This is a genomic window from Streptomyces cirratus (assembly GCF_014650775.1).
GTDB lineage: Bacteria > Actinomycetota > Actinomycetes > Streptomycetales > Streptomycetaceae > Streptomyces > Streptomyces cirratus.
Genome location: NZ_BMVP01000008.1, coordinates 86,980 through 109,399, shown reverse-complemented (window position 1 = coordinate 109,399; position 22,420 = coordinate 86,980). Strand labels below are relative to the sequence as shown.

The window sequence follows — 22,420 nt, the reverse complement described above, 5'->3', positions numbered from 1 at the left end:
AGCGGCGACGCCGCGAGACGATCTCCGGGGCCGTGACCGCCGTGCCGGCGGTCAGCACGAGCCGCATCCGCTACACGGCCGGACGTGGCGGACGCGGCCTGCTTGTGGAGTCGGGTGGTGGGTTCGGCTCTCAACCTCTTGCCGTGCTTCGCGGTGGCGGAGTCGGTGCCAGCCGTACTCCAGTCGAGCCGACCAGCCAGGTCGGCGTTGCCTGGACGGCAGCCAGGGCCCGGTCCCGCGTGCTGTCCGCCGACCAGCGGCTCCGTCGAGCTTGAGTTGGCCATGCGAGGCGGTGTTGGCAAGTTGAGCAACACGTTCACCAGACAGATGACCCCTCATAGCAGCTCCATGTCGGGAGGATGTGCCATATTACGGACACAGTTGCCGGCGAAGGGCAGGTCATGAAGTTCGCAGTCATCGGTGGTACCGGGCTGATCGGGTCGCAGGTCGTCAGGGTTCTGAATGCCGCCGGTCACGAAGCGGTGCCGCACTCGCAGTCCACCGGAGTGGACGTCATCAGCGGCCAGGGACTGGATGAGGCGGTGGCGAGAGCCGACGTCGTCGTCAACCTGACCAACTCCCCGACTTTCGACGAAGCCTCGCCGGCCTTCTTCCAGACCTCGATGGAGAACCTTCTGACCGCAGCCCAGAAGGGCGGCATCGGCCACTTCGTCATCCTCTCGATCGTCGGCGCGGACCAGGTGCCGGAGCTGGACTACTACCGGGCCAAGGTGCTCCAGGAGAACATCCTCGCGGCCGGGCCCATCCCCTACTCGATCGTGCGGGCAACGCAGTTCATGGAGTTCATCGACGCCGTCCTCTCCTGGACCACCGACGGCGACACCGTCCGGTTGCCCGCCACCCCGATCCAGCCGATCGCCTCCAAGGACGTGGCCAACGCGGTGGCGGAGGTGGCCGCGGGCGCCCCGCTGAATGGCATTCACAACATCGCCGGCCCCGAGATCTTCCCCCTGGACGAGCTCGGCCGGACCACCCTGTCCCACAAGGGCGACAACCGCACCGTCGTTACCGACCCCACCGCGGGCATGTTCGCCGTCGTCAAGGGTGACGTCCTCACCGACACGCAGGCTCACCTCGCCCCCACCCGCTACACCGACTGGCTCGCCTGAACCACTCCAGCTTCCCGCTCGGCCGGACCTGGACGATCCGAGTGGCGGTGGCCCGACGCCCGACCCGATCACCGCCACTGCGCGGGACTCGACCGCACCAACCTGGACGCCGACGCCACCGGCGCGAATCCGCAGCAGTGAGACGGACACCCAGGTCAGCGCTCGTCATGCCACCAGCACACCGTGCGGAGCGTCCCCTCCCGCGCCCGCTCGCTGGTTCCGGCAGTCGGAAGCCGGTTGGGCGGATCACGGGGCTGAACCGGCCGGGCGCAGTGAGCGTCACAGGGCTCCGGCGCTCGGGTAGGTCGGCCGGTAGCCGAGCTCCGAACGTGACCGGCAAACCCAACCTGGACCCGGAGGCCCACACCGCTCCGGCCGCCCTGGCCGACAGCGCCCTGTTCCGCACCCGCTGAACTCTTCGGCCCTTCCGGAGCTGATCGTGACGGCATCACGGACCACCCGCCACCGCCCCCAGCACCCCGCCACCTCGTGGTACCCACCGATGGAAACCGGCGCTGGCCCCGCCAGAACACCGTCTCCCTGACCGACACCCTCCGCCTCAGCAGCAAGAAGACCCTTGAGCTCGCCGGTAGGTCGTCCTCCCCGGACAACACCGCCGCACGGCCCAAAGCGGAGCTCGAGACGATACCGGCCCAGACGACCGAAACGGTCCGGCTCCTGGCTACCGAACGCCGCTGGAGGCTGAATCCCGTCGGCTTCACCAACACGCTGTGGCCGGACTACACCCACGACGACTTCCACCGCGCTCTAGACGAATACCGTCGACGAAACCGGCGGCATGGGGCCTGACCTGAGCACCTGGCAGGCCCAGCCGTCGCGGGGGCCGGGGCCCGGCTCCCAGGTAGCGGGCGGCGGCCCGGCGTCCCCCGGAAGATCACAGACGCTGGCGTCGAGCGGGTCATCATCAAGACGCTCGAGGACGCCGAAGAACGCGAACCACTGGTCGAGGAGATCGACGGCGGCAGCCATCGGACATGTCGCAGCCGACGGTCTCGTTGAATGTGTCGAGCGTTCGCGTTGGCCGCGCACCTGTCGCAGACGTTCACACGGTCCGCCGACCCGATGTCCTGCCTGGCCAGTCCGTCGAACCGGCCTGGGCAGCGCCTCTTCATGTGTGCGTCGGAAAGTCTGTCGACCGGCTCGGAGGCGTCATGACCCTGCAGATGAAGTTGAGCGCGATAACACTCGACTGTCCTGATCCACTGGCGCTGGCAGCGTTCTACCAGCAGGCCACAGGCCTTGAACCCCACCGGCTGCTGGAGCTGGGCGCAGGCAAGTCGGATCACCAGCCGCATGAAGACAGGTGGCGGGTCCTCACCGATCCGGCCGGACACCCTTTCTGCATCGTCAAGGGCTGACCGGGCGGGACAACCAGGATCTCCAGCCGTGCTCCTGCCCGCGACGTAGCCGGCGACGCGTCGAGTGCTTCGTGGTGATGGTCACGGCAACGACCTCGTCACGGGTGTCGTCACGTACGAGGCGGCCAAAAATCCTTTGCGGCTCTGTGGCTCGGGGTCCAGACTGTGCCGGTGCTGATCCGACGCGAAACGCCTGCCGATGTCTGCGCCGTAAGAACAGTCACCGCGGCGGCCTTCGCCAAGCCGGAGAGTCCGTTCCCGGTGGAGGTAGCCCTCCTCGACGAGCTGCGCACCTGCGACGGCTGGCTGCCGGAACTTTCGCTCGTGGCACTGAGCGACAGGGGCGAGGTAGTAGGCCACGTGGTCTGCACCCGGGGCCATGTCGGCGCTGCCCCTGCCCTGGGCCTCGGCCCGCTGAGCGTGCACCCCGACCACCAGCGCCGCGGCGTCGGCCTCGCCCTCGTCCACGCCGTGCTCGGCGCAGCGGATGCCCTGGGCGAGCCCCTCGTCGCCCTTCTCGGCAGCCCCGCGTACTACGGCCGCTATGGTTTCCGGACCAGCACGGAGTACGGCATCACCGCACCGGAACCCTCGTGGGGCGAGTACTTCCAGGTCCGCACCCTGACCGTCCATGACCCCGCTCTGCGTGGCGTCTTCAAGTACGCGGAGCCGTTCGAGCGGGTCTGACATCGGTGCAGGGGTCGGCTTTCGAGTTCCTCTGGCGATCTCGGCTGCGCAGGCGCCCAAGTCTCCGGCAACAGCTCGCTGCCCATGGCTCAGGCACTGACGGCCGGGCGGGCTGACCTCCGGGGAGCAGCCACCGAGTCCGTCCGGCCGAGGACGGCACGGCTGCGGCCAACCGCATGACCTGTTGGAGGGCCAATGTCTACTCGCCGACTGCGCCGTCGATCGCTTCGCGCAGTAGGTCGCCGTGGCCGTTGTGACGCGCATACTCCTCGATCATGTGGGTGAGGACGTAGCGGAGTGACATGGTCTCGCCGCGGAAGTTGACGGTGTCGTCGAGGGAGTCGAAGGCAGAAGCGACGGCGCGGGCACGGACGCACTCCTCGTGCCAGACGTCGAACGCCTCGCCGACGTCGGCGTCCTCGACGTCGAACTCGGCGAAGGTGCCGTCGACCTCGCCAGGCCAAGGCGCCTTGACTTCCTCGGCGTTGACGACGAAGCGGAACCAGCTCCGCTCGACGGAGGCCGCGTGGCGCACCAGGCCCAGGAGCGTGAGTCCTGAGGTCGGGATCGCCTTCCGCTTCAGCTGTTCGCCGGTCAGACCCGCGCACTTCATGGCCAGGGTGGCCCGCTGGTAGTCGAGGAACGAGGTGAGCGACGCACGGTCGTCGGCCACCTTTGAGGGGTGTATGCGCTGGTCATCGTTCACCTGGCGATCATGGCAAGAATGCGTTCCCACGGGCCACCCCTGGTCCGAAGGGCGGACGGCGACGCCCAACCACCTCACCGGTGCCGAGATCGGAGATCGGAGATCGGAGATCGGAGACCGGAGATCAACTGGGGGACCGCCCTCACCCTGGCCGCCGCCATCGGCCACCCGCGTGAACTGATGGTCAGCGGCCCGGATGCTCCCACCAGCCACTGGCCCGGCGGGTGAGCCGGGCCCAGTCAAAAGGCCGACCGACGGGTTGCTCCTCGCGTTCCGAGACCGCATCGACATCACGTTGGAGCACACCGCGACCCTGGGCTGATCATGAGGAAAACATTCCGTAGGAATTCCGACGGGAGTACGCTCTCGTCGGACCTCTTTGCGTGCACGGCGGCATCGAATCGGGGGAAATGATGTCCATGGGAATGCTGTTCAGGCTGACCACGGTCGCGGCGGCCTGCATTGCCGTACTCGCCGCCACCGGGTGCAGCGATCCGAATCAGAGCGCGGGACCCGAGCCGTTCACGCCGACGGGCGATCTGCGCGAAACCGGCCGCGGTCCCGGGCCGGCCCCCGGACCCCGGACATCCCCCGGCGTACGCCCACCTACGCCGGCACCACCACCCCCTTCTCCGCTTCTCCCCCGGGGTTACGTACCTGCGGCACTGGTCGGCGAGTGGGACGGAGACAACCAGGGCTCCGCACAGCTGGCCCGGATCGTCTTCACGGCCGACGGAAACGTTGTGCTCCACTTCAACAACCGTCAGGTCCTGACCGGTCCGGCAATCGTCGGGAATTCATCCATGGTTCTTTACGTGCCAGGCGGACCCATCCGGTACTCGCAGTGGTCGGTCAACGAATTCGACGCCGGATACGGTTATACGTTCGAGAACCTTGTACTCGACGGAGTCAGTTACGTACGGCAGACCGGAGGCGGTTGAACCGGCCGTGGCTTTTCCTGCCGGCTTCACCGGTTCAAGGGAGGTTCACCAGCACGACCCCGGCAGCGGCGCAAGTTTGGTTGATTCGATCTCCGTGTTCTTTGAACGCTGCGGAATCTCCTTCCAGAGCTGCCTTGAAGTGCTCCATGAAAGCGAGTGCGAGCGCCGGGTCCCCGCCCTGGACCGCCGACTGACTCGCCTTGCCCAGCCGGGTGTGCACCTCGGCGGTCGTGAGCGTGTCCAGGGAGCCGAGCAGTTCGTCGTACTGTCGGCAGGCGGAGCGGACTTCTTCGCCTCCGCCCGTCGGCACGCCGAAGGACCGGTCAGTCGTGTCCGTGGTGCATGCGAACAGCGTCACGCTTCCGGCCAGGAGCAGCGCCGTCAGGCCGACCCGACGTGCGGTGATCCTGCCCTCGGCCGCCGCCCCGACCACGGGCCGGGACGGGGCTTCCGACCGAAGACGGCGGCGCACCCCCAGTACGACGGCCCCCGTAGTGACCATGATCAGGGAGCAGGCCGTTCCTCCGACCAGGATCCGCAGCAGGGTGTTGCGGACGAGGGGCAGCGAGATCCCGCCGCAGGCGGCTGGGCGCAGGGCGAGTGCGTCGACGCAGCCGGCGGCCAGCACGCCGCCGAAGAACACGGCCGTGACCAGACACCCTGTCACGAAGGCCGCCATGAGCCCGTAGAGGGCGGCCGTGATGCCGTGCCGCCGTACGAGCAGGGCCGCCGTGGCGAGAGCGACGAAACCCTGAACGAGCATGGCGACGACGAAGTTTCCGTGGGTGAAGGCGAGCAGGAAGCCGTCCATCGTACGGGTCCTCTCGGGGATGCCGGAGTGGATCAGGAGACGGGAGACGAGCGTGCCGCCGACGAAGGCCGCGGTGGCGGCCGTGGAGGCCACCGCGACCACGAGGGGCCAGCCGCTCAAGGCCTCCGCCCGTCTCTGCGCCGCGCTCCCCCGCGTCTTCGCCGACCGCGGTGCGGGCCGCAGACGCGCGGCGAGCGGTACCGCCCACACCAGGACGAGCGCCAGGATCAGGGGGGTCCACTGCGCGAAGCGCAGCTGCATTGGATGATGAACGGCCGACCAGAGCCAGTACGGCCCCGCCGGCGCCACCTGCGCCACGGCCTCATGGTCGGCGCGGACCCCCTCCGCGACGGTACCGAGCCAGTCCGCCGCGTCGGTGAGGACCATCCACGAGGCGATCACGACCGACAGGATCAGCGAGGCGGCCACCCAGCCCAGCGCCCACCCGGCGCGCCGCGGAGCGACGGGAGCTCCCCAGGCAGCCGCGGCTTGAGCCGCCCACCACTCGAAGAGGACCAGCACGAAAGCCAGGCACAACGCCCAGAGCGCAGCCGCCGCCGCGCCGGACGAGGCCAGCCTCGGCAAGGGCGCCGCCATCCCGCTGTCCACCGCGAGGGGCCGGCCGAGTACGAGCCCCACGGCCAGACCGAGCGCGGGGAACACCCTGTCCCGGATCCTGTGGTCGGACCGGGCTGCCGTACGCCACGCCCCGAGGCCGACGACGGCCACCACGGCCGGCGAGATGACGAGCGCCGCCGCCCATCGGCTGTTCAACGGGTCGGCCTCGTGGGCCGTGAGCCACCACAGGATCAGGAATCCGCTGCCGGCGCTCATGGCGGCGAGGCCGGCCGCGAAGCACTCCCAGAACCCGGTCCGGAACAGCCTGTCCGGGTGGTGCACGATGCGTCTGCGCTGTTCTGTGGTGGGGTGGAAGCCGAGTGACCTCTTCCACCACGGGTGGGGGATGTCACCTGCCGCCGCGATCGCGGTCAGCAGGTCCTCGCGCACACCGTCCCACGACGCCGCCCGCACATCCGCCCCGTGTTCCCGCGCCCGGAGCACGGCCCGGGAGCTCAGGAAGACGAGGCCCAGCAGGACCGCTGCCCGCAACCCGACGCCCAGCGCGTCCCCAGGAGCGGTTCCGATCAGGGCGGCGGCGAGAGGGAGCACCCCCAGGGGGAGGAAGGCCCAGGTCAACGACCGGGTGAGGCACTCGATGCCGGTGTCCCGGTTCCGCAGATGGGCCAGCTCGTGCAGGACCAGCGCTCGCAGCCGCGCGGGGTCCGCACGGAACCGTGTGACGAGCCCTGCGTCGAGCACCACGGCGTACCAGCCGGCGCGCCCGAACGCATGGGCCGTGACGGAGCTCGAGGACCGGCGCAGGAAGAACCGGGGCGGCCGGTGCAGGCCGGCCTCGGCGACCAGTTCGTGCAGGTGGCGTACGAGGGCGGCGTCTTCGGCGTCTGCTTCCGGGGCGAAGGCGACCAGGTCGTTCCTGCGTACGTGCACGTATGGGTCCGCCCAGTAGAACAACCCGGCGAGTGCCAGGAGGGAGGCGACCCCTGCCAGCGCCCAGGGAGCCTTTGTGCGCTCGAACTCCGCGGTGCAGGTGAGGAAGTAGTCCGGGAGGTTCACAGCCGGGCTGATCTCCCCGGCCCGGCCGGCCGCTGCGGCGCACTGCTCGTAGACCGCCTGCGCGCGATCGGCGCCGGGAGCGAACGCGAGGTACACGGTGTTGTAGATGAAGGCCGACGCCCCCAAGAGGGCGGTGATCAGCAGGATGAACCGGAACGTAGTCCCGGCGGGCAGTCCGGACGGATCCTGTGGGGTCTCGGGGACGGGAACCGTCGGTGGGGCAGGCGTCGGCATCGCGGACTCCCGAGGGATGATGGCGGAACCGGCTATGCGGTGAGGCCTCCGATCACCGCGTCGGCCAGCAGTCGGGCCCCGTCCTCGTCGATGCCGAAGCGCAGGGCCTGCTCGTACACCTGCTGCCGAACGGTTTCCGTCAGCTCAGGGGGCAGCGCCCCGGCTCTCGGCGCGGGTGGGGGCGCCCCGTCCGTCGCGTTGCCCTCGGAACCTGCCGAGGCGTCGATGACCGCTCCGGGCGTGGTGTCGGTTGCCGGTGCCGGGGCGGCCGAAGGCTCCGGGCCCTCCGGGGCATCGGCATCTTCGGCGGCCGACTCCTCGCGCTGCGTCGGATCCGGGCGCCGCAGCAGGCGTCGTATCCGGGCACGCACCGGGCCCGCGCTCCGCTCCGCGCCCCTCACCATCAGGTCCGCGCCCAGGCCGACCAGAGCGGTTTCCACCATCGCCAGCACGAGGGGAGTCACTATGGCGATCAGCTCACCGCCCCCGAAGCCGAACCGCTCGTCCTTCGGCTGCGCGGCCGCCCGCTTGCGCGCCGCCTTCAACGCCTTGTGGGGATCCCGGAAGTAGGCCGTGCTCTCGGCGTGGAAGAGGACCAACTCGTGGGGAGCCACACGCTCCACCACCCCGCGGGCGATCTCCCTGAGGAGGTCCTCCTCCACGCGCGGCTCCGCCTGCGATCGGCTCACGATCCACCCCCGGGATGCACGGCTCGCGCCGGACAGCCCCCTCCGGCGTGGCCAACCCTATGCAGCGCCCTGAGCGGCGCACCAGAGTCGTACAGGGCGCGCGAGGTGCATTCCGCAGCACCCGCGCCCCCGCGCACGCCCCTCCTAGCCCGTCGACGCTGATTCGCCCCTGCCCCTGTCCAGGAGGGGTGGGGCTGCATCGCGTTGGACGTAGCGGAGGTCTCGGCGGCGGACCGGCGCTCCGGCTGTCAGCAGCACCGGCCGGCCGGTCCTCCCCCGGAGGTTCCTGAGCCCCCGGCGGACCCGGGCCGGGGTGAGCCTGTCCGGATCCGCCTCGCCGTACTTCACCCCGGCAGGACTGAGCAGCGCCCACCGGTCAACGTGCGGAGCGGCACCGTTGCCCGCCTGCCTCTCCGGGAGGGCTGTTCACCGCGGATCGGGGAACCGGAACTGCGGGTCGCGGGGCGAGTCCTGCGTAGGCGAGCCTGGACGGCTCCCTGAAGGCCGTCCTGGACCCTCGCAAGCTCCTGGCCGCAAGGAGCCAGGAACTACTGCAAGCCCCTCGTCGCGAAGCTCCGCGACGAAAACCGCCTACAAACGCCGCCCGGCAGCCTCGGGCTGATCCTCGCCCGCGCCGTTCCGTGCTCTCGATGTCGGTTCTACGCTGATGGCGTGGCGGTCAGGGGTGAGCGTTCAGGTCCAGATCCTCGCAGCGTGATGCGGTGGTCGCTGAGCCTGCATGTTGCTGTTGTGCTGCTGCTGTCCGCCTTCGCAGTCGGCATCGTCGCGGCAATGTTCTGGCTGATGTTGGGCAGGCCTCGGCTGGACGCGGCCGGACCGCTCAAGCCCGGAGATGTGTACGACGGCATCAAGATCGCCCTGGCGATCGTCGCCGGAGCCGGCGGTGTGGTCGCCCTGGTCGTCGGCTACCGGCGTCAACACCTCAACGAGGTGAGTGAGGAGCGCGAGCACGGCAGGTCCTTCACCGACCGCTTCGGGGCCGCGGCCAATCAGCTCGGGGCGGATCAGCCGGCGGCCCGGATGGCCGGGGCGTACGCCATGGCCCGACTCGCCGACGAGTGGCGCCAGGAGCGTCAGACCTGTATCGACGTGCTGTGCGGCTACCTCAGGATGCCCCATGCGCCCGATGCTCCGGTCGACGAGGCGGGATTCACCGCCTGGCAAAGTGAACGCGAGATACGCAAGACCGTCCTCCGGCTCATCGGCGCCCATCTGCGAGACGACTCACCCGAATCGTGGCAGGGGTACGACCTCGACTTCACTGGCGCGGTTCTCGACGAGGCCGATTTCCGCGGCGCCCGCTTCACCGGCGGCGACATCATCTTCATCAAGGCGCTCTTCGTTGCCCGTGATCACGACCAGGTGGTCTTCGACGAGGTCGCATTCGCCGACGGGAGTTACGTCTACTTCCGCCTCGCCGAGTTCCGCAGCGGGACCGTCCGCTTTGACCGGACCGTCTTCAGCGGCGGCTGGGTCACCTTCGACGCCGCCCGATTCACCGGCGCCCGCGTCAACTTCCGTGACGTCGCCTTCGGCGCGGGAGAGGTCCGATTCGAGGACGCGGAGTTCTCCGACGGTCTTGTCGACTTCGCCGGCTCCACCTTCACGGGCGCCATCGTCGACTTCGGTGAGCACCGCTTGGAGAGCCTCCACGTCACAGTCCCTCCGGCCCGCTTCACCGGGGGCACCGTCGATCTTTCCCGTACCGCGACGTTCACCCACCCCCCGCGCTTCGGCCTGCGAACAGCACCCGGAGGACTCCTGCTGCCGCCCGGTACCCACATCGGCGACCTGCCCTGAGAGCAGGACTCTGGATCCGCTCGTGTCTCGCCTGACGCTCGTCAGCAGGGCACACTGATGGGGTAGCTGCGGTAGTTGTTGTCCGCGTAGTACCAGGAGCCGCCCCACTGGTACTGGGTCTGGCTGTTCCTGACGATGACCTGGTTGCTGGAGCCGAAGTTCAGGCCCACCTGGACTCAGGTGGAGGTGTACTGGCCACCGCCGTAGAACTCCTCGGCCGGCGAGCAGTAGTCACCGGCCGGTGCTGCTGCGGCACGGTGCCCGGCGGCAGTGGCCGGTGAATGCAGGGCCAAGGTGGACAATGCCAGGACGGCGGCCGCCAGGACGGTTCCGTATCCGCTCGTCCGGCCTCGGGTTGTGACTTGCGTGGCGTGCCGTGACGGCCGCATGGACAGCCTCCGTGTCTTCGAGGACCGCCCCTTCGATGGGGTGCACCCGGCCTTGGGCTGGCGGGTGGTGCGCCGTACCGGACCCGGGCTCCGCTCCCTCCTGACTGCCCTCACACCGAGGGTGTCCGGCGAGGGCCCTGTCAAGAGTATTGACAGAAGATGAACACAACCGGACGCTGAGAGCGCTCTCAGGCTTCAATGCATCTATCCCTGCCTGCCGCCTCCCCACGGCAGCTCCCCACACAAGGAGGAAGAGAGTGTTCCGCTTATCGAAAGTGCTCGGCTTCGGGGTCTCGGCGATCGTGGCCGCCGCCGGTCTCATGTTCGTCGGGCCGTCATCGTCCGCAGAGGCCGTACCGGCGACCATCCCGCTCACGATCAAGAACACCTCGGGCCGCAGCGAGCCGGTCTACGTCTACAACCTGGGCACCGAGCTGGCTTCGGGCCGGCAGGGCTGGGCCGACGCCAACGGCACGTTCCACCCATGGCCCACAGGGGGCAATCCGCCGACCCCCGCGCCCGACGCGTCGATCGCGGGTCCGCCCAACGGGCAGACCAAGACGATCCGGATGCCCAAGTTCTCGGGACGGGTCTACTTCTCCATCGGCCAAAAGATCGTCTTCAAGGTCAGCACCGGCGGCCTGGTGCAGCCTGCCGTGCAGAATCCCTCGGACCCCAACCGGGGCATCCTGTTCAACTGGTCCGAGTACACGCTCAATGACGGCGGACTGTGGATCAACAGCACCCAGGTCGACATGTTCTCCGCTCCCTACGCGGTGGGCGTGAAGGCGGCCAACGGCACGGTCACGAGCACCGGCCGGCTCAAGCCGGGCGGATACGACGCCGTCTTCAGCCGCCTGCGTTCGGCCGGCTGGGGCGGATTGATCCAGAGCGGCCCCGACGGCACACCGGTGCGCGCGCTCTCGCCCGGTCACGGCATCGAGGCGGGCGGAATCCCCGCCGACGTCATGAACGACTACATCAACCGGGTCTGGAGCAAGTACAGCACTTCCACGCTCACCGTGACGCCGTTCGTGAACGAACCGGACACCAAGTACTACGGCCGGGTCTCGGGCAACGTCATGAACTTCACCAACGCCGCGGGAGCGGTGGTCACCAGCTTCCAGAAGCCGGACTCCGACAGCGTCTTCGGCTGCTACAAGCTCCTGGACGCACCCAATGACACTGTCCGCGGTCCGATCTCCCGCACCCTGTGTGCAGGCTTCAACCGGTCGACGCTCCTGACGAACCCCAACCAACCCGACGCGAGCGGCACCGACTTCTACCGCGACGCCGTCACCAACCACTACTCCCGCATCATCCACGAACAGATGGCCGACGGTAAGGCGTACGGCTTCGCCTTCGATGACGTGGGCGCTCACGAATCACTCGTCCACGACGGCAATCCGCAGGAAGCCTTCATGACGCTGGAACCCTTCAACTAACCATCGACCGGCTCCTGGCCACTCTCGTGCACCTCCGGCACGGGGCCACCTCGACGGGCTGCCTGCCGGTTCGCCGTGGACCGCTCCGGCCTCACTGGGATCGTCGGCGAAGTCGCGCCACTGAAATGAGGTCAGTGGCCATGGGTCTGGCCGGCCGGGCCAACCGCTCGGACCACAGCGGATGGCGGAACGTACCGCAGCCCATGTGGCGGGCGCCTACGGCGCGTTCGGACGGCGGAGAGCTGCCATGCGAGGGGCGCCCCCGGTGGCCCTCGATGGCCGGACGGCCACTGCTCGTCAGGTCCGCAGGGCCGCCGGATGACCCGTGGCGGTGAGTTCGTAAAGTGGCCACATGTCTGACGTCTCTCCCCTGATACAGAGTTTGCGCACGGCCGTCGAGGCGGCACCCGGTGACGTGCCACTGCGACTGCACTTGGCCGGCCTGTTGCTGGACGCCGGACAGCAGGACGACGCGGTCACTCAGGTGGCCGTCGCACTGCAGCACGCGCCGGGTGACGGTCAGGCAAAAGCGTTGATGGTACGCGCAATGAGCAACTCACCTGCGCAAACGCCGCCTTCTGTGCTTCCGTCGGCCCCGGCGACCCCACCCACGGAGCCCGGACCCGGTAACACCTTCAACTGGGGCGCCGCCGCCGACCAGGTGAAAGACGTCCTTCCGCCGCGCTTCGTGGAAGAACCCCTCGCCACCGACGGCAGCGGCGACCCCGAGGGTGCCCCCGCTTGGGACGTCGACGCTCCGGGCACCGTACGCCTCGCCGACGTCGGCGGCATGCAGGAGGTCAAGGACCGCCTGGACGCCGCGTTCCTCGCGCCGCTGCGCAACCCGGAGTTGCGCAAGCTGTACGGCAAGAGCCTGCGCGGCGGCCTCCTCCTCTACGGTCCTCCCGGCTGCGGCAAGACGTTCGTGGCACGCGCCGTCGCTGGAGAGCTCGGTGCGAGCTTCCTGTCCGTGTCTGTCAATGACGTGCTCGACATGTGGATCGGCAACTCCGAGCGCAACATGCACGAACTGTTCGAGACCGCGCGTCGCCAGGCCCCCTGCGTCGTATTCCTCGACGAACTGGACGCTCTCGGCGGCAAGCGCAGCCGTACGCAGAGCGCGGGCATGCGCAACACCGTCAACCAGCTCCTGACCGAGCTCGACGGCGTCGACGCCGCCGCCAACGAGGGCGTCTTCGTACTCGCCGCGACGAATGTCCCCTGGGACGTCGACATCGCGCTGCGCCGCCCCGGCCGCTTCGACCGCACGCTCCTCGTACTGCCCCCCGACGCGCCGGCGCGCGAGGCGATCCTCCGTTACCACCTGCGCGACCGCCCGATCGAGAAGGTCGACTTGGGCAAGCTCGTCAAGATGACCGACGGTCTGTCCGGGGCCGACCTCGCCCACCTGTGCGAGTCCGCGGCGGAGACGGCGCTCCTCGACTCGGTGCGTACCGGTGTCGTGCGCATGATCGGCATGAAGGACCTGCTCGGTGCCGCGAAGCAGACGGTGCCCTCGTCGGAGCCGTGGTTCGCCTCGGCGCGCAACGTGGCGATGTACGCCAACGACGGCGGCATGTACGACGACCTGGTCGCCTATCTCAAGAAGAGGCGGAAGCTGTGACCACGCTGCACCCGACCGTCGAACAGGCCCAAGCCCTGATCGACTTCGAACGCTACGACCAGGCCCTGGCACTGCTGGGCCGCCACCTCGCCGAGGATCCCGGCGACATACGCGCCTGGGTCAAGATGGGCTACTGCCGTTTCAACACGGAGGGGCCGCGGCAGGCGAGGGAGGCGGCCGACGAAGCCCTCAAGCTGGATCCGGAGGACTACGGCGCACTGATGTTGCGCGCCCGGGCGATGGTGGACGACGAGGGCTGGATCAACGTCGAACCCGTACTGCGCGAGGCGGTCCGAGTAGCTCCCGAGGAGTCATACCCCCGTGCCATGCTCGCGGACGCGGTGTGGCGCGTCGCGGTGGTCGAATACGCCCGGACGACGGGCGCGGGGACGCTCAGTCATGCCGATATGGATCGCATTTCCGGCGAGGCGTCCGACCTGGCCAAGGAGGCACTGCGCCTGGGCCCCGAGGACATCTACGCCCACGAGGTCGCGCACCGCATCGCCAGTGCGGCCGGCAATGGCACCGTCTCCGACCAACTCGACGAGGCCATTCTCCGCATCGACCCCACTCACGCCGAAGCCCTTGCCCGCCGGACGAAGAAGGCCGCGGAGGCGCCGGGCGTGGGCGCCGCACACGCCGCCGACCTCTACGCGGGTGCACTGGCCGGCCAGCCCGGCTCTTCCTGGATGCAGCAGCAGCTCGACCGTGCCACCTACCGGCTGCTGCGGGGCACTCGATGGCTCGCGCTGCTCTGCCTGGTCACGCCGGCCGCCATGATCAACCTGTTTCCGTCGGACGACCACCCGGCCCCCGCACTGCCCCTGCCCGTCGCCCAGCGACTGTGGTCCATGGTGATCATGGCAGCGATCTGGGGCTTCGGTGCCTGGCGCCGCTACCGCAAGCTCCGTTCCGGGGTGCAGCTGAACGTCCGCTCGCTGATCCACCGCGGCCGCTGGGCCCGCGTCGCCTTGGCGCAATCGACCTGGGCCATGCTCTGCGCCCTGCTGATCGCGGGGCCTCCCTGGGCCGACCTGGCCGGGCCGCGCCTCATCTTCTGGGCGGGGATCGTTCCCATAGCGGCCACGATCTGGTTCGACAAGAACAAGGCCCGGTAACTCGCCCATTCGGGGGCACAGGGGGAAACCTGGTTCGGAGGGCGTCGACCGTGCGGCCCGGACCGAAGCCCTGTGCCCGCCGGTTACGCGGCCCCGCTCAGGTTCCCGTGGCAGCGGTGTGCGGGAAGTCGGCGGCGGCCTCGATGAGGGAAAATGGTGCGGCCCGCGTGAGAGGGGTGACCGATAGGAGGGTCAGGCCCGCGCGGTGGCACACGTCCTCGAAGTCCTTGCGGGTGCGGCCTCTGCCGCCGACGTTCACCAGCATGTTGAGGTCGCTCAGATAGGTGACTGCGTCGTCGGCGGCGTGGGCTTCGGCGTCGGTGCCGACGACTTCCGGAAGCACGGGCTCCACGATCAGGACGCGGCCCCCGGGCGGCAGCACGGCGCGGCAGTGGCTCAGGATCGTGATCGCCTGTTCGTCCGTCCAGTCATGCAGGACGCTCTTGATCAGGTAGAGGTCCGAGCCGTCGGGGACGGCACGGAAGAAGTCGCCGGCGACCAGAGAACAGCGTTGTGTGAGCTCGTGCTCCTGCAGTGTCCGCGGCGCTTGAGCCAGCCCATGCGCCGTGTCGTAGACGATTCCGGTGAGACCCGGGTGCGCGTCGAGTACAGCGGCCAGGAGGGTACCGTCTCCGCCACCGACGTCTGCCACCGAAGTGAACCGGCCGAAGTCGAAGGCGTGCGGCAGCGCGGCGGCGGCTTCCGCGGTGGCTTGGCCCATCGCCGAGTTGAACGCCGCGGAAAGCCCGGGGTCTTGGGAAATGTGGCTGAAGAAGTCCGTGCCGAAGACCGCGTCGAACGCGATGTCACCGGTGCGGATGCTGCCGTCCAGGTGCTCCCAGGCCCGTGTCGCCACCGGGTCGGTGAACATCCGCACAAAGGACGTCAGCGAGCCGGGACGCCGGGGGTCGAGGAGTGTGCCCGCGGGGGTCACCGAGAAGGAGCCCGGGGTGTGTTCCCTCAGCAGGCCGAGGCTGGTCAGGGCGCGCAGCAGCCGGGTCATGGGCTGAGGTTCGGCTCCGGCGTCGGCGGCGACTTCATCGGCCCGACGGGGTGTGTCGCCGAGCAGCTCGATCACCCCCAGCCGCACTGCCGCGCGCAGGGTTTGCGCGGCCATGCTGCCGAAGGCGAGCCGGACGATCAGGCCGCGGTCGGCCGTGTCTGCTGCTCGGACATCGGTGGTCGTCACTGGTGTCTTCCTTCCGTCGTTCGATGAACGGGTGCGCGGACCGGCGTCGGTGGCCATGCGAGGGAGGGGCCGCTCTCTTCGCTGTTCCACGAGTCGCTGTTCCACGAGCTAGCCGGCAGACGTCGGCCGAGCGGCCAGAGCGCTTGGCGTGCAGCCTGCGAACGCCACTACGTCGCGATGGAGATGGGGCTGGTCGACGTATCCGCATGCCAGGGCGACGTCGGCGGCGTTCCCGCCCGCGCTGAGCGCCCGGGCGGCGTGGTCGAAGCGGACCAGCATGGCGGCGCGCTTGGGGGTGAGGCCCACCTGAGCACTGAACCTGGCCCAAAGCCGCTTTCGGCTCCACCCGCAAGACGCGGCAAGGTCACCGACCCGCACACGGCCTCGACGGGCCACGATGTGGTCCCAGGCGGCTGCGACCTCGGGTGTCATCGTTGGTCCCCGCTCGGCCCGCTTCATGAGGAAGTCGTCCATCAGCCCGAGACGTTGCTGCCATGTCGTGGAGTCGGTCAGTTGCTCGCGCAGGTGTCGCTCGTGCCGGCCCCACAGGTCCTCGAGACCGGTGATGGACCGATCCAGCTCGCGCGGAGACGCGCCCAGCACCGCATAGGCTGCCCGGGGTGACAAGCGCATCTCGATGCACTCGACGCGCTCGCCGCGGATGCGGGCAGGGCCGGGCGACATCCCGCCGACGAGGCTTCTCAGGGGCTGCTGCCCAGGGATGCCCTCGAGCGTGAACGGGTCGTTCCCGAGTCCGATGACGATGATCACGGCCGGCCGGGGAAGCACGTGCATGTCCAGGCCGACAGAGATGCGGTCGCGGAACCCGGCCATCCGGACGCCGTCGAGGGACGTGCCGGCAAGGGGGCGGGCGACCTCCCAGCCGTTTTCGGTATCACGATCCATGGGGCCGGAGCCCACTTCGTGGCTGCGCATGCCTCTACAGTCGCCGACTTCGATGGTCCCGTCTTGGACGAAAGTTCCGACTGGACCCCCCGTCCCACCCCGACGGTGCCCGTGTCCGGCGGCAGGCGGGCAGCGACGGCGGTGGGGTCGCGGAAGTGGTCAGCGCGGCTGGGCCCGGCTTTCGTCTCCCAGTTCCTGCCGTTCGGCAAGTGGGAGCGTGAGTCGGATCGGTTGGACGGATCACTCTTCGGCGTCGCACCGCCGACCGGGCACGAGCTAGCCGCCGCAACCCCCTTGGTATCCGGTCCACTCTCCTTGCGGTGGAGATTCGTAGTACTGACACCCGCAGGGGGCCCCGTGCTCCGACACAGCGTTGCAACGGCCCGCAGCCTGGTCCTGTCCGCCTCGGTGCTCAGCGGCATGGTGCCCGCAGGTGTGGCAGGGGGCCTCCACGGAACCGCCGAGCACCATGTCGAGTGTCAGGCCGATGGCGAACAAGGCCAAGGGCGAGAGGGCGAAGATCGCGAGGATCCAGTCGTCTCTGGTCAACGGACCGCCTCCGGATGCGCCGCAAGCTCAGTAATAGGACTCGGCTCGCTCCCACGAGGGCTCGCACCGGCAGCGGCCGAATGGCGATCCGCAGTCCTCACACGGCGATCCCGCCTCCGACGGGGGCTCCCCGGCTCGGGGGAGGCGAGGCCCGGGCGGGTCCGCGCGCCGGAACACGGAGCAACCGCAGAGCGGCCCTTGCAGCAGACCGAGGCACCGCCCGAGAGACGGCACGTGGACACCCCTCGTATGGGCGCAGTCGCCGCATACATGGTCCGCCGTCTTCCCCATCAGACCTCCTGGAAGGAGAGGCCTTCGGCCCCTGTCGGCCAACCCTCCCGGTTGCCCGGAATGACGTCAACCACAGCGCATCGCAGGGAACTTGATCGGAGAACGCGCGCACGTGGACGAGCCCGGCCGCAGCAGTGGGTCCGCCTGCCGATTACCGTCCCGGCGGCGGCTTGGGGCCCTGGCGTTCCCAACCGGGAGAGCGGATCTCCAGCTCGACGTCCGGGTTGCGCACCTCCGCCCCGCAGGTGCGGCAGGTCCAGGCCGCGTCCAGCGGATGGTCGGGGTGGTCCGGCCGGTCCGCCGGGTGGTGCCGCAGTACCACCGGGGGCTCCGGGGACAGCCAGCGGTCGCCCCAGGAGAGCAGTGCCTGGGTCAGTGGGGCGAGGTCCCGACCGGCGTCGGTGAGGTGGTACTCGTAGCGCGGCGGGCGCTCGCTGTAAGCACGGCGCTCGACCACCCCCGCCTCTTCCAGTGCACGCAGCCGGGCGGTGAGGCGGTCCCGCGGCGCGCCGGTATTGGCGGCGATCCGGTCGAAACGGTGGTTGCCGTAGAAGAGCTCGCGCACGGCGAGCAGCGCCCACTTCTCGCCGAGGACCTGCAGCGCGGCGGCGATGGAGCAGGGGCGGCCCGGCAGCGGGGCGGCGGCCCGGCGGTCGGCGGCGGCCCGGCGGTCGGCGGGGCGGTCGGCGGTGGACTTGGTCACTCCACCAGCGTGCCACAGAGGGTTGCGTATTCAAACTCACTTCCGCTAGCTTTCCCGGCCATGGAGATAGTTGGAATATCAAACCCAGTGGCTGCGCCCGCAGACGGGGACCGGCCCCACCGCCGTGCAGCGTTCCTGGTAGTCGCGGCCGCGGTCTTCGTCTCGAACCTCGACCTGTTCATCGTCAACGTCGCGCTTCCGGCGATGCAGCGGGACTTCCACGGCAGCAGCCTGGCCACCCTCTCCTGGGTGCTGAACGGCTACGCCATCGTCTTCGCCGCGCTGCTGGTCGTCGCCGGACGGCTGGCCGACCGGATCGGCCACCGAAAGGTGTTCCTCGCCGGGCTGACCGTCTTCACCATCGCCTCCGCGCTCTGCGCGCTGGCTCCCGCCGTCGGCTGGCTGGACGCCGCCCGTGTGGTCCAGGCGGCGGGCGCGGCGGCGCTGATGCCGACCTCGCTGGCGTTGCTGCTGGACGCCACTCCCCCGGCCGAGCGCCCCGGCGCCATCCGGGCCTGGGCCTCCATCGGCGGGATCGCCGCCGGGCTGGGACCGGTCCTCGGCGGACTGCTGGTCGAGGCCGACTGGCGCTGGGTGTTCATCGCCAACGTCCCGGTCGGCATCGCCGCCCTCGCCGTGGGCGTACGCGTACTGCCCAGGCTGCGCGGCCGGGAGAGCGGGCCACTGCCCGACGTGTTCGGAGCGGCACTGCTCACCCTCGCCATCGCCGCCCTCGCCGTGTCACTGGTCAAGGCAGACGCCTGGGGCTGGGGCTCGGCCAGGGTGCTCGGCGGCCTGCTCGCCGCCCTGCTGCTGACCGGCGGCTTCCTGTACCGCTCGGCGCGCCACCCGGCCCCCGTCGTCGAGCCGTCGCTGCTGCGGGTGCCCAGCTTCGCCGCGGCCAACACCGCGGCGCTGCTGTTCACCGCCGCCTTCGCCGGGATGCTGCTGACGTCGGCGCTGTGGTGCCAGCAGGTCTGGGGCTACTCGGCGCTGCGCACCGGGCTCGCCATCTCCCCCGGGCCGCTGCTGGTCCCGCCGGTCGCGCTGGGCAGCGCCGCGCTGGTGCGCAGGCTCGGACCCGGACGGCTTGCCGCCCTCGGCACCCTGCTGTTCGCCGGCGGCGTCGGCTGGTGGGCCGCCGACATCGCGGTCCGCCCCGACTACGCCACCGAGCTGCTCCCCGGGATGCTGCTCACCGGTCTGGGCGTGGGGCTGGTACTGCCCACGCTGATCGGGGCCGCAGCGGCGGCGCTGCCGCCGGCGCGCCTCGCCACCGGATCCGCCGTCACCACGATGGCGCGCCAGATCGGAGCCGTGGTGGGCGTAGCCCTGACGGTCAGCTTGATCGGTACCCCGCACGGGCCCCAGGCCGCACTGGAGGGCTTCCGGCGCGGCTGGACGGCAGTGATCGTGGCAGCGCTGCTGGCCGGCGCGGCCGCCCTGGTACTCGCCGCCAACCAACGCAAGGCGGCAGCAGAGTAGTCCGGACGGCGGGACGGCATTCCTCAGGGCCCTGTGAGCCGATTCCCTGCCGCGTCACGGCGACCGCCCCGGCTGTTGCCCCGGATACCTCCGACGTCCGCATTCACCCGGTGCACACCCGTGCCCATGCCCGTGCCCGGAGGCGACGACATGGCGGTGGCCCGCCCCCTTTCGGAAAGGGGCGGGCCACCGCCCTCTCACCATGCGCGCGATCTTCACGCGTTCTGCTGCGGCCCGTAGCCGAACGACTGCGGATCGGCTAACTTTTCTGCCAGTAGTCGTGGTTCCGAAGTCTCAACGTCTGCGGTTTCACTGTGGGCGTTTGCTGTGCAGCACTGTCCGAGGACCAGGGCGATCACCTCACCCAGGGGTGCCGACAAGCCGGTACCCCACGATCCTCGACAGGGGAAACACATGGCAACCGGCACCGTGAAGTGGTTCAACGCGGAAAAGGGCTTCGGCTTCATCGCGCAGGACGGGGGCGGCCCGGACGTGTTCGTCCACTACTCCGCCATCAACGCCAGCGGATTCCGCGAGCTGCAGGAGAACCAGCAGGTCAACTTTGACGTCACCCAGGGCCCGAAGGGCCCGCAGGCGGAGAACGTCACCCCCGTCTAAGCGGCGACCGTCCGGCCGCCGAGGGAGGTCCTCGGCGGCCGGACGGGTGTTACCACTGGCCGGCGATGGGGATGTCGCCGGGGTTGCCGAAGCGGGCCTGGTAGACGATGGCGTCCGAGTCCTTGGCCGCGCCGTAGAAGTCGGATGTGGCGGTGCGGTAGACACCGACCTTGTGGGTGCCGTCACCGTTCCAGTCACCGGTCAGCGGAACGTCCCCGTCGGCACCCTGGGCCATCCCCGGTTCCTGCCCCCGATGTAGATCCCGACCGCGCTGTACGGCGAATTGGCCTACCAGGCATTCAAGGTCTCGGCGTCCGGAGCCGCGCAGGTGTCGAAGCCCTTGCCCGTGGGGTTCGTGAGACCGGCCCCACATCATGCTGACCCCGCCCCGACACTCCTGCGCTACCTGCGGGACCAGTACACGCTCTGGCAGCTGTACCCCATGTGGGCCGACCTCGTCCGCGCCGTGCCCCACGTCGTCCTCGGGACTCGCACCAGCCGGCGGCGGGACCTTTCACTGCCGGAGACCGCAGCCTCGACGTCGCCCACCGCGCGTTCGCGATACGCGACGCCACCTTGTCCCTGACCGCCCGCCGTGCCCGGCGAGGACCCCGCACGCACCGAGGCCCGCTGGCTGCGTTTCGCCGTGGACACCAGCCACGGCTCGGGCTACGGCGACCAGCCCACGGACTGCGGTACGGCCCTGGCCGGCGGACGCAACCCGCGCGAGGAAGTCGACTGGCTGCTCCGCGTCGCCGCCCACTACCGCACACGGGTGCGGGGGCGGCAGAGATCGGCGATGTGCGAGCCACGGGGTTCGTCGAGGCAGCGGGACGGACGGCCCGCACGGCAGTGGACGGCAGCCGGGGTCTCGTGTGGTGCGCTCAGGTTCACCGCCCCGAGGCGCGTGCCTGCCGTTGCCGGGGCAGGTCCGCGTCAGGCGCGGCGTGCCCACTCCTGCGCCAGCAGGCGGTAGGAGCGGACCCGGTCCGCGTGGTCGTGCGTGATGGTCGTGATCAGCAACTCGTCCGCCCCGGTCGCCTCTTGGAGCCGTTCCAGATGGTCGGCGACCGTCTGCGGCGAGCCGACGAACCGGGTCTCCACCCGGTCGGCGACCAAGTCCCGGTCCGCCTCCGTCCAGGGCAGGGAGCGGGCCTCGGCAGGGGTGGGGTAGGGGATGGCGCCCTCGGCCGTACGGATGCTGCGCACCCAGGGCGCGTACCCGGTCGCCAGCTCGCCGGCCGCCGCGTCGTCCTCCGCCACCACCACGTCGGCGGACACCGTCACGTACGGCAACTCCAGCTCCGCGGACGGCTTGAAAGCGGCCCGGTAGCCCTCCACCGCCTCCAACACGGTGGCCGGGCTGACGTGGTAGTTGGCGGCGAACCGCAGCCCGTTGCGGCCCGCCGTCTCCGCGCTGACCCCACCGCTGCTGCCCAGGATCCACACCTGTACGTCGGCCCCCTCACCGGGGACGGCGTGCGCCTCCACCCCCTGCGGGGAGCGGTATTCACCCCGCAGCAGGGCGAGCACGTCGTCCACCTGCTCGGCGTAGTCCTGCGGCTGCGCGCCCGGCAGGTTCAGCAGCTTCTGCTGGAGCGCGACCCGCGGATGCCCGAGCAGGTGCGCGAAGGAGAACCGGTCCGGTATCCGCAGCCCGTTGGGGGTGTAGCCGTCCACCACCGGGGTGACGGGCCGCGCGGGCTCACCGGACCCGGGTTGTGGCCGGCCGGCCGAGCGGCCCAGGCCCAGGTCAAGGCGGCCGGGGTGCAGCGCGTCGATCAGGCCGAACTCCTCGACCGTGGAGAGGGCGGTGCGGTGGCCGAGCTGGACGGCGCCGGAGCCGAGCCGGATGGTCGTCGTCGCGGAGGCGGTCAGGGCGAGGACGACCGCGGGGGAGGTCCCGGCGACGCCCGGATTGAGGTGGTGCTCGGCGAACCAGTAGCGGGTGTAACCGAGGGCCTCCGCCTGCCGGGCGAGGTCGATGCTGTGGTGCAGGGCCTCGGCAGCGGTGGAACCGGACGGGACCGGGACGAGGTCGAGGACCCCGAGGGGGATGCCGGACATGGC

The 22,420-nt window shown here is 69.9% G+C and carries 20 protein-coding genes and 1 pseudogene; 11 read left to right on the top strand and 10 right to left on the bottom strand.

The annotated features are described in order from the left end of the window. Positions 1-401 precede the first annotated feature (401 nt). Positions 402-1,130: an SDR family oxidoreductase gene (locus IE207_RS20865; RefSeq protein ID WP_190185779.1), complete on the top strand. Its 729-nt coding sequence runs from the start codon at positions 402-404 to the stop codon at positions 1,128-1,130. Positions 1,131-1,898: 768 nt separating this feature from the next. Here IE207_RS20865 and IE207_RS20855 read toward each other — a convergent pair. Further along, positions 1,899-2,120: a hypothetical protein gene (locus IE207_RS20855; protein ID WP_190185913.1), complete on the bottom strand. Its 222-nt coding sequence runs from the start codon at positions 2,118-2,120 to the stop codon at positions 1,899-1,901. A gap of 182 nt (positions 2,121-2,302) precedes the next feature. On the opposite strand from IE207_RS20855, the gene IE207_RS20850 reads away from it, so the two are divergent. Together IE207_RS20850 and IE207_RS20845 are read left to right on the top strand one after the other, a co-directional pair. Next, positions 2,303-2,509 (top strand): VOC family protein, encoded by a 207-nt coding sequence (locus IE207_RS20850; RefSeq protein WP_190185777.1) that lies wholly within the window; start codon positions 2,303-2,305, stop codon positions 2,507-2,509. 171 nt (positions 2,510-2,680) lie between these two features. Next, a complete protein-coding gene (locus IE207_RS20845) occupies positions 2,681-3,196 on the top strand; it encodes a GNAT family N-acetyltransferase (RefSeq protein WP_190185776.1) in 516 nt (171 codons plus the stop codon). A 199-nt stretch (positions 3,197-3,395) separates the two neighbouring features. Here IE207_RS20845 and IE207_RS33275 read toward each other — a convergent pair whose 3' ends face one another. Next, the gene (locus IE207_RS33275) at positions 3,396-3,902 is read right to left on the bottom strand and encodes a DinB family protein (protein WP_229873856.1); all 507 of its coding nucleotides are present in this window, start codon (positions 3,900-3,902) and stop codon (positions 3,396-3,398) included. A gap of 383 nt (positions 3,903-4,285) precedes the next feature. Here IE207_RS33275 and IE207_RS20835 point away from each other — a divergent pair, with 383 nt between their 5' ends. Beyond that, positions 4,286-4,843, top strand: a complete 558-nt coding sequence (locus tag IE207_RS20835; RefSeq protein WP_190185774.1) for a hypothetical protein — start codon at positions 4,286-4,288, stop codon at positions 4,841-4,843. 34 nt (positions 4,844-4,877) lie between these two features. Here IE207_RS20835 and IE207_RS20830 read toward each other — a convergent pair whose 3' ends face one another. Together IE207_RS20830 and IE207_RS20825 are read right to left on the bottom strand one after the other, a co-directional pair. After that, a complete protein-coding gene (locus IE207_RS20830; protein ID WP_190185773.1) occupies positions 4,878-7,523 on the bottom strand; it encodes a M48 family metalloprotease in 2,646 nt (881 codons plus the stop codon). A 32-nt stretch (positions 7,524-7,555) separates the two neighbouring features. Further along, positions 7,556-8,212, bottom strand: coding sequence for a hypothetical protein (locus IE207_RS20825; protein WP_190185772.1), 657 nt, complete (start codon positions 8,210-8,212; stop codon positions 7,556-7,558). Positions 8,213-8,929: 717 nt separating this feature from the next. Between IE207_RS20825 and IE207_RS20820 the strand changes: the two genes are divergently transcribed. Further along, the gene (locus IE207_RS20820) at positions 8,930-10,033 is read left to right on the top strand and encodes a pentapeptide repeat-containing protein (protein WP_373304743.1); all 1,104 of its coding nucleotides are present in this window, start codon (positions 8,930-8,932) and stop codon (positions 10,031-10,033) included. A gap of 41 nt (positions 10,034-10,074) precedes the next feature. On the opposite strand, the gene IE207_RS33790 is transcribed toward IE207_RS20820, so the two are convergent. Further along, positions 10,075-10,203, bottom strand: coding sequence for a hypothetical protein (locus IE207_RS33790; protein ID WP_268250193.1), 129 nt, complete (start codon positions 10,201-10,203; stop codon positions 10,075-10,077). A gap of 539 nt (positions 10,204-10,742) precedes the next feature. Here IE207_RS33790 and IE207_RS20815 point away from each other — a divergent pair. The 3 genes from IE207_RS20815 to IE207_RS20805 all read left to right on the top strand — a co-directional run bounded on the left by IE207_RS20815 (position 10,743) and on the right by IE207_RS20805 (position 14,609). Then, a complete protein-coding gene (locus tag IE207_RS20815; protein WP_190185903.1) occupies positions 10,743-11,867 on the top strand; it encodes a glycoside hydrolase family 64 protein in 1,125 nt (374 codons plus the stop codon). A 352-nt stretch (positions 11,868-12,219) separates the two neighbouring features. Continuing rightward, the gene (locus IE207_RS20810) at positions 12,220-13,491 is read left to right on the top strand and encodes an ATP-binding protein (protein ID WP_190185770.1); all 1,272 of its coding nucleotides are present in this window, start codon (positions 12,220-12,222) and stop codon (positions 13,489-13,491) included. Continuing rightward, complete coding sequence (locus IE207_RS20805; protein WP_229873855.1) at positions 13,488-14,609, top strand: tetratricopeptide repeat protein; 1,122 nt, start codon at positions 13,488-13,490, stop codon at positions 14,607-14,609. The genes IE207_RS20810 and IE207_RS20805 overlap by 4 nt, the downstream gene beginning before the upstream one ends. Before the next feature lie 97 nt (positions 14,610-14,706). Here the strand turns inward: IE207_RS20805 and IE207_RS20800 are convergent, their stop codons facing one another. The 3 genes from IE207_RS20800 to IE207_RS20790 all read right to left on the bottom strand — a co-directional run bounded on the left by IE207_RS20800 (position 14,707) and on the right by IE207_RS20790 (position 18,247). Then, positions 14,707-15,798 (bottom strand): methyltransferase, encoded by a 1,092-nt coding sequence (locus IE207_RS20800; protein WP_190185768.1) that lies wholly within the window; start codon positions 15,796-15,798, stop codon positions 14,707-14,709. 108 nt (positions 15,799-15,906) lie between these two features. Continuing rightward, positions 15,907-16,734 (bottom strand): helix-turn-helix domain-containing protein, encoded by an 828-nt coding sequence (locus IE207_RS20795; RefSeq protein WP_190185767.1) that lies wholly within the window; start codon positions 16,732-16,734, stop codon positions 15,907-15,909. A gap of 961 nt (positions 16,735-17,695) precedes the next feature. After that, positions 17,696-18,247 carry a winged helix-turn-helix transcriptional regulator gene (locus tag IE207_RS20790; protein ID WP_190185766.1) on the bottom strand — a complete coding sequence of 184 codons (552 nt, stop codon included), beginning with the start codon at positions 18,245-18,247 and terminating at the stop codon, positions 17,696-17,698. An 87-nt stretch (positions 18,248-18,334) separates the two neighbouring features. On the opposite strand from IE207_RS20790, the gene IE207_RS20785 reads away from it, so the two are divergent. Together IE207_RS20785 and IE207_RS20780 are read left to right on the top strand one after the other, a co-directional pair. Next, positions 18,335-19,732, top strand: a complete 1,398-nt coding sequence (locus tag IE207_RS20785; RefSeq protein ID WP_229873854.1) for an MFS transporter — start codon at positions 18,335-18,337, stop codon at positions 19,730-19,732. A gap of 414 nt (positions 19,733-20,146) precedes the next feature. Further along, entirely contained in the window at positions 20,147-20,350 is a 204-nt protein-coding gene (locus tag IE207_RS20780; RefSeq protein WP_190185764.1) for a cold-shock protein, read from the top strand. Positions 20,351-20,399: 49 nt separating this feature from the next. Here IE207_RS20780 and IE207_RS20775 read toward each other — a convergent pair whose 3' ends face one another. Beyond that, on the bottom strand, positions 20,400-20,585 hold the full coding sequence (locus IE207_RS20775) for a hypothetical protein (RefSeq protein ID WP_190185763.1): 186 nt from the start codon (positions 20,583-20,585) through the stop codon (positions 20,400-20,402). A 93-nt stretch (positions 20,586-20,678) separates the two neighbouring features. Here IE207_RS20775 and IE207_RS34135 point away from each other — a divergent pair. Beyond that, positions 20,679-21,326, top strand: a pseudogene (locus IE207_RS34135) (DUF6545 domain-containing protein). Here the strand turns inward: IE207_RS34135 and IE207_RS20770 are convergent. After that, positions 21,287-22,417, bottom strand: a complete 1,131-nt coding sequence (locus IE207_RS20770) for an LLM class flavin-dependent oxidoreductase (RefSeq protein ID WP_190185762.1) — start codon at positions 22,415-22,417, stop codon at positions 21,287-21,289. The pseudogene IE207_RS34135 and the gene IE207_RS20770 overlap by 40 nt on opposite strands. Between the last annotated feature and the right edge of the window lie 3 nt (positions 22,418-22,420).

Coding starts and splice junctions, on each gene's coding strand:
- IE207_RS20820 (WP_373304743.1), top strand. CDS start 8,930: ATGCGGTGGTCGCTGAGCCTGCATGTTGCTGTTGTGCTGCTGCTGTCC.
- IE207_RS20775 (WP_190185763.1), bottom strand. CDS start 20,585: ATGGCCCAGGGTGCCGACGGGGACGTTCCGCTGACCGGTGACTGGAAC.
- IE207_RS20850 (WP_190185777.1), top strand. CDS start 2,303: ATGACCCTGCAGATGAAGTTGAGCGCGATAACACTCGACTGTCCTGAT.
- IE207_RS20815 (WP_190185903.1), top strand. CDS start 10,743: ATGTTCGTCGGGCCGTCATCGTCCGCAGAGGCCGTACCGGCGACCATC.
- IE207_RS20795 (WP_190185767.1), bottom strand. CDS start 16,734: ATGCGCAGCCACGAAGTGGGCTCCGGCCCCATGGATCGTGATACCGAA.
- IE207_RS20830 (WP_190185773.1), bottom strand. CDS start 7,523: ATGCCGACGCCTGCCCCACCGACGGTTCCCGTCCCCGAGACCCCACAG.
- IE207_RS20780 (WP_190185764.1), top strand. CDS start 20,147: ATGGCAACCGGCACCGTGAAGTGGTTCAACGCGGAAAAGGGCTTCGGC.
- IE207_RS20770 (WP_190185762.1), bottom strand. CDS start 22,417: ATGTCCGGCATCCCCCTCGGGGTCCTCGACCTCGTCCCGGTCCCGTCC.
- IE207_RS20865 (WP_190185779.1), top strand. CDS start 402: ATGAAGTTCGCAGTCATCGGTGGTACCGGGCTGATCGGGTCGCAGGTC.
- IE207_RS20855 (WP_190185913.1), bottom strand. CDS start 2,120: ATGGCTGCCGCCGTCGATCTCCTCGACCAGTGGTTCGCGTTCTTCGGC.
- IE207_RS20810 (WP_190185770.1), top strand. CDS start 12,220: ATGTCTGACGTCTCTCCCCTGATACAGAGTTTGCGCACGGCCGTCGAG.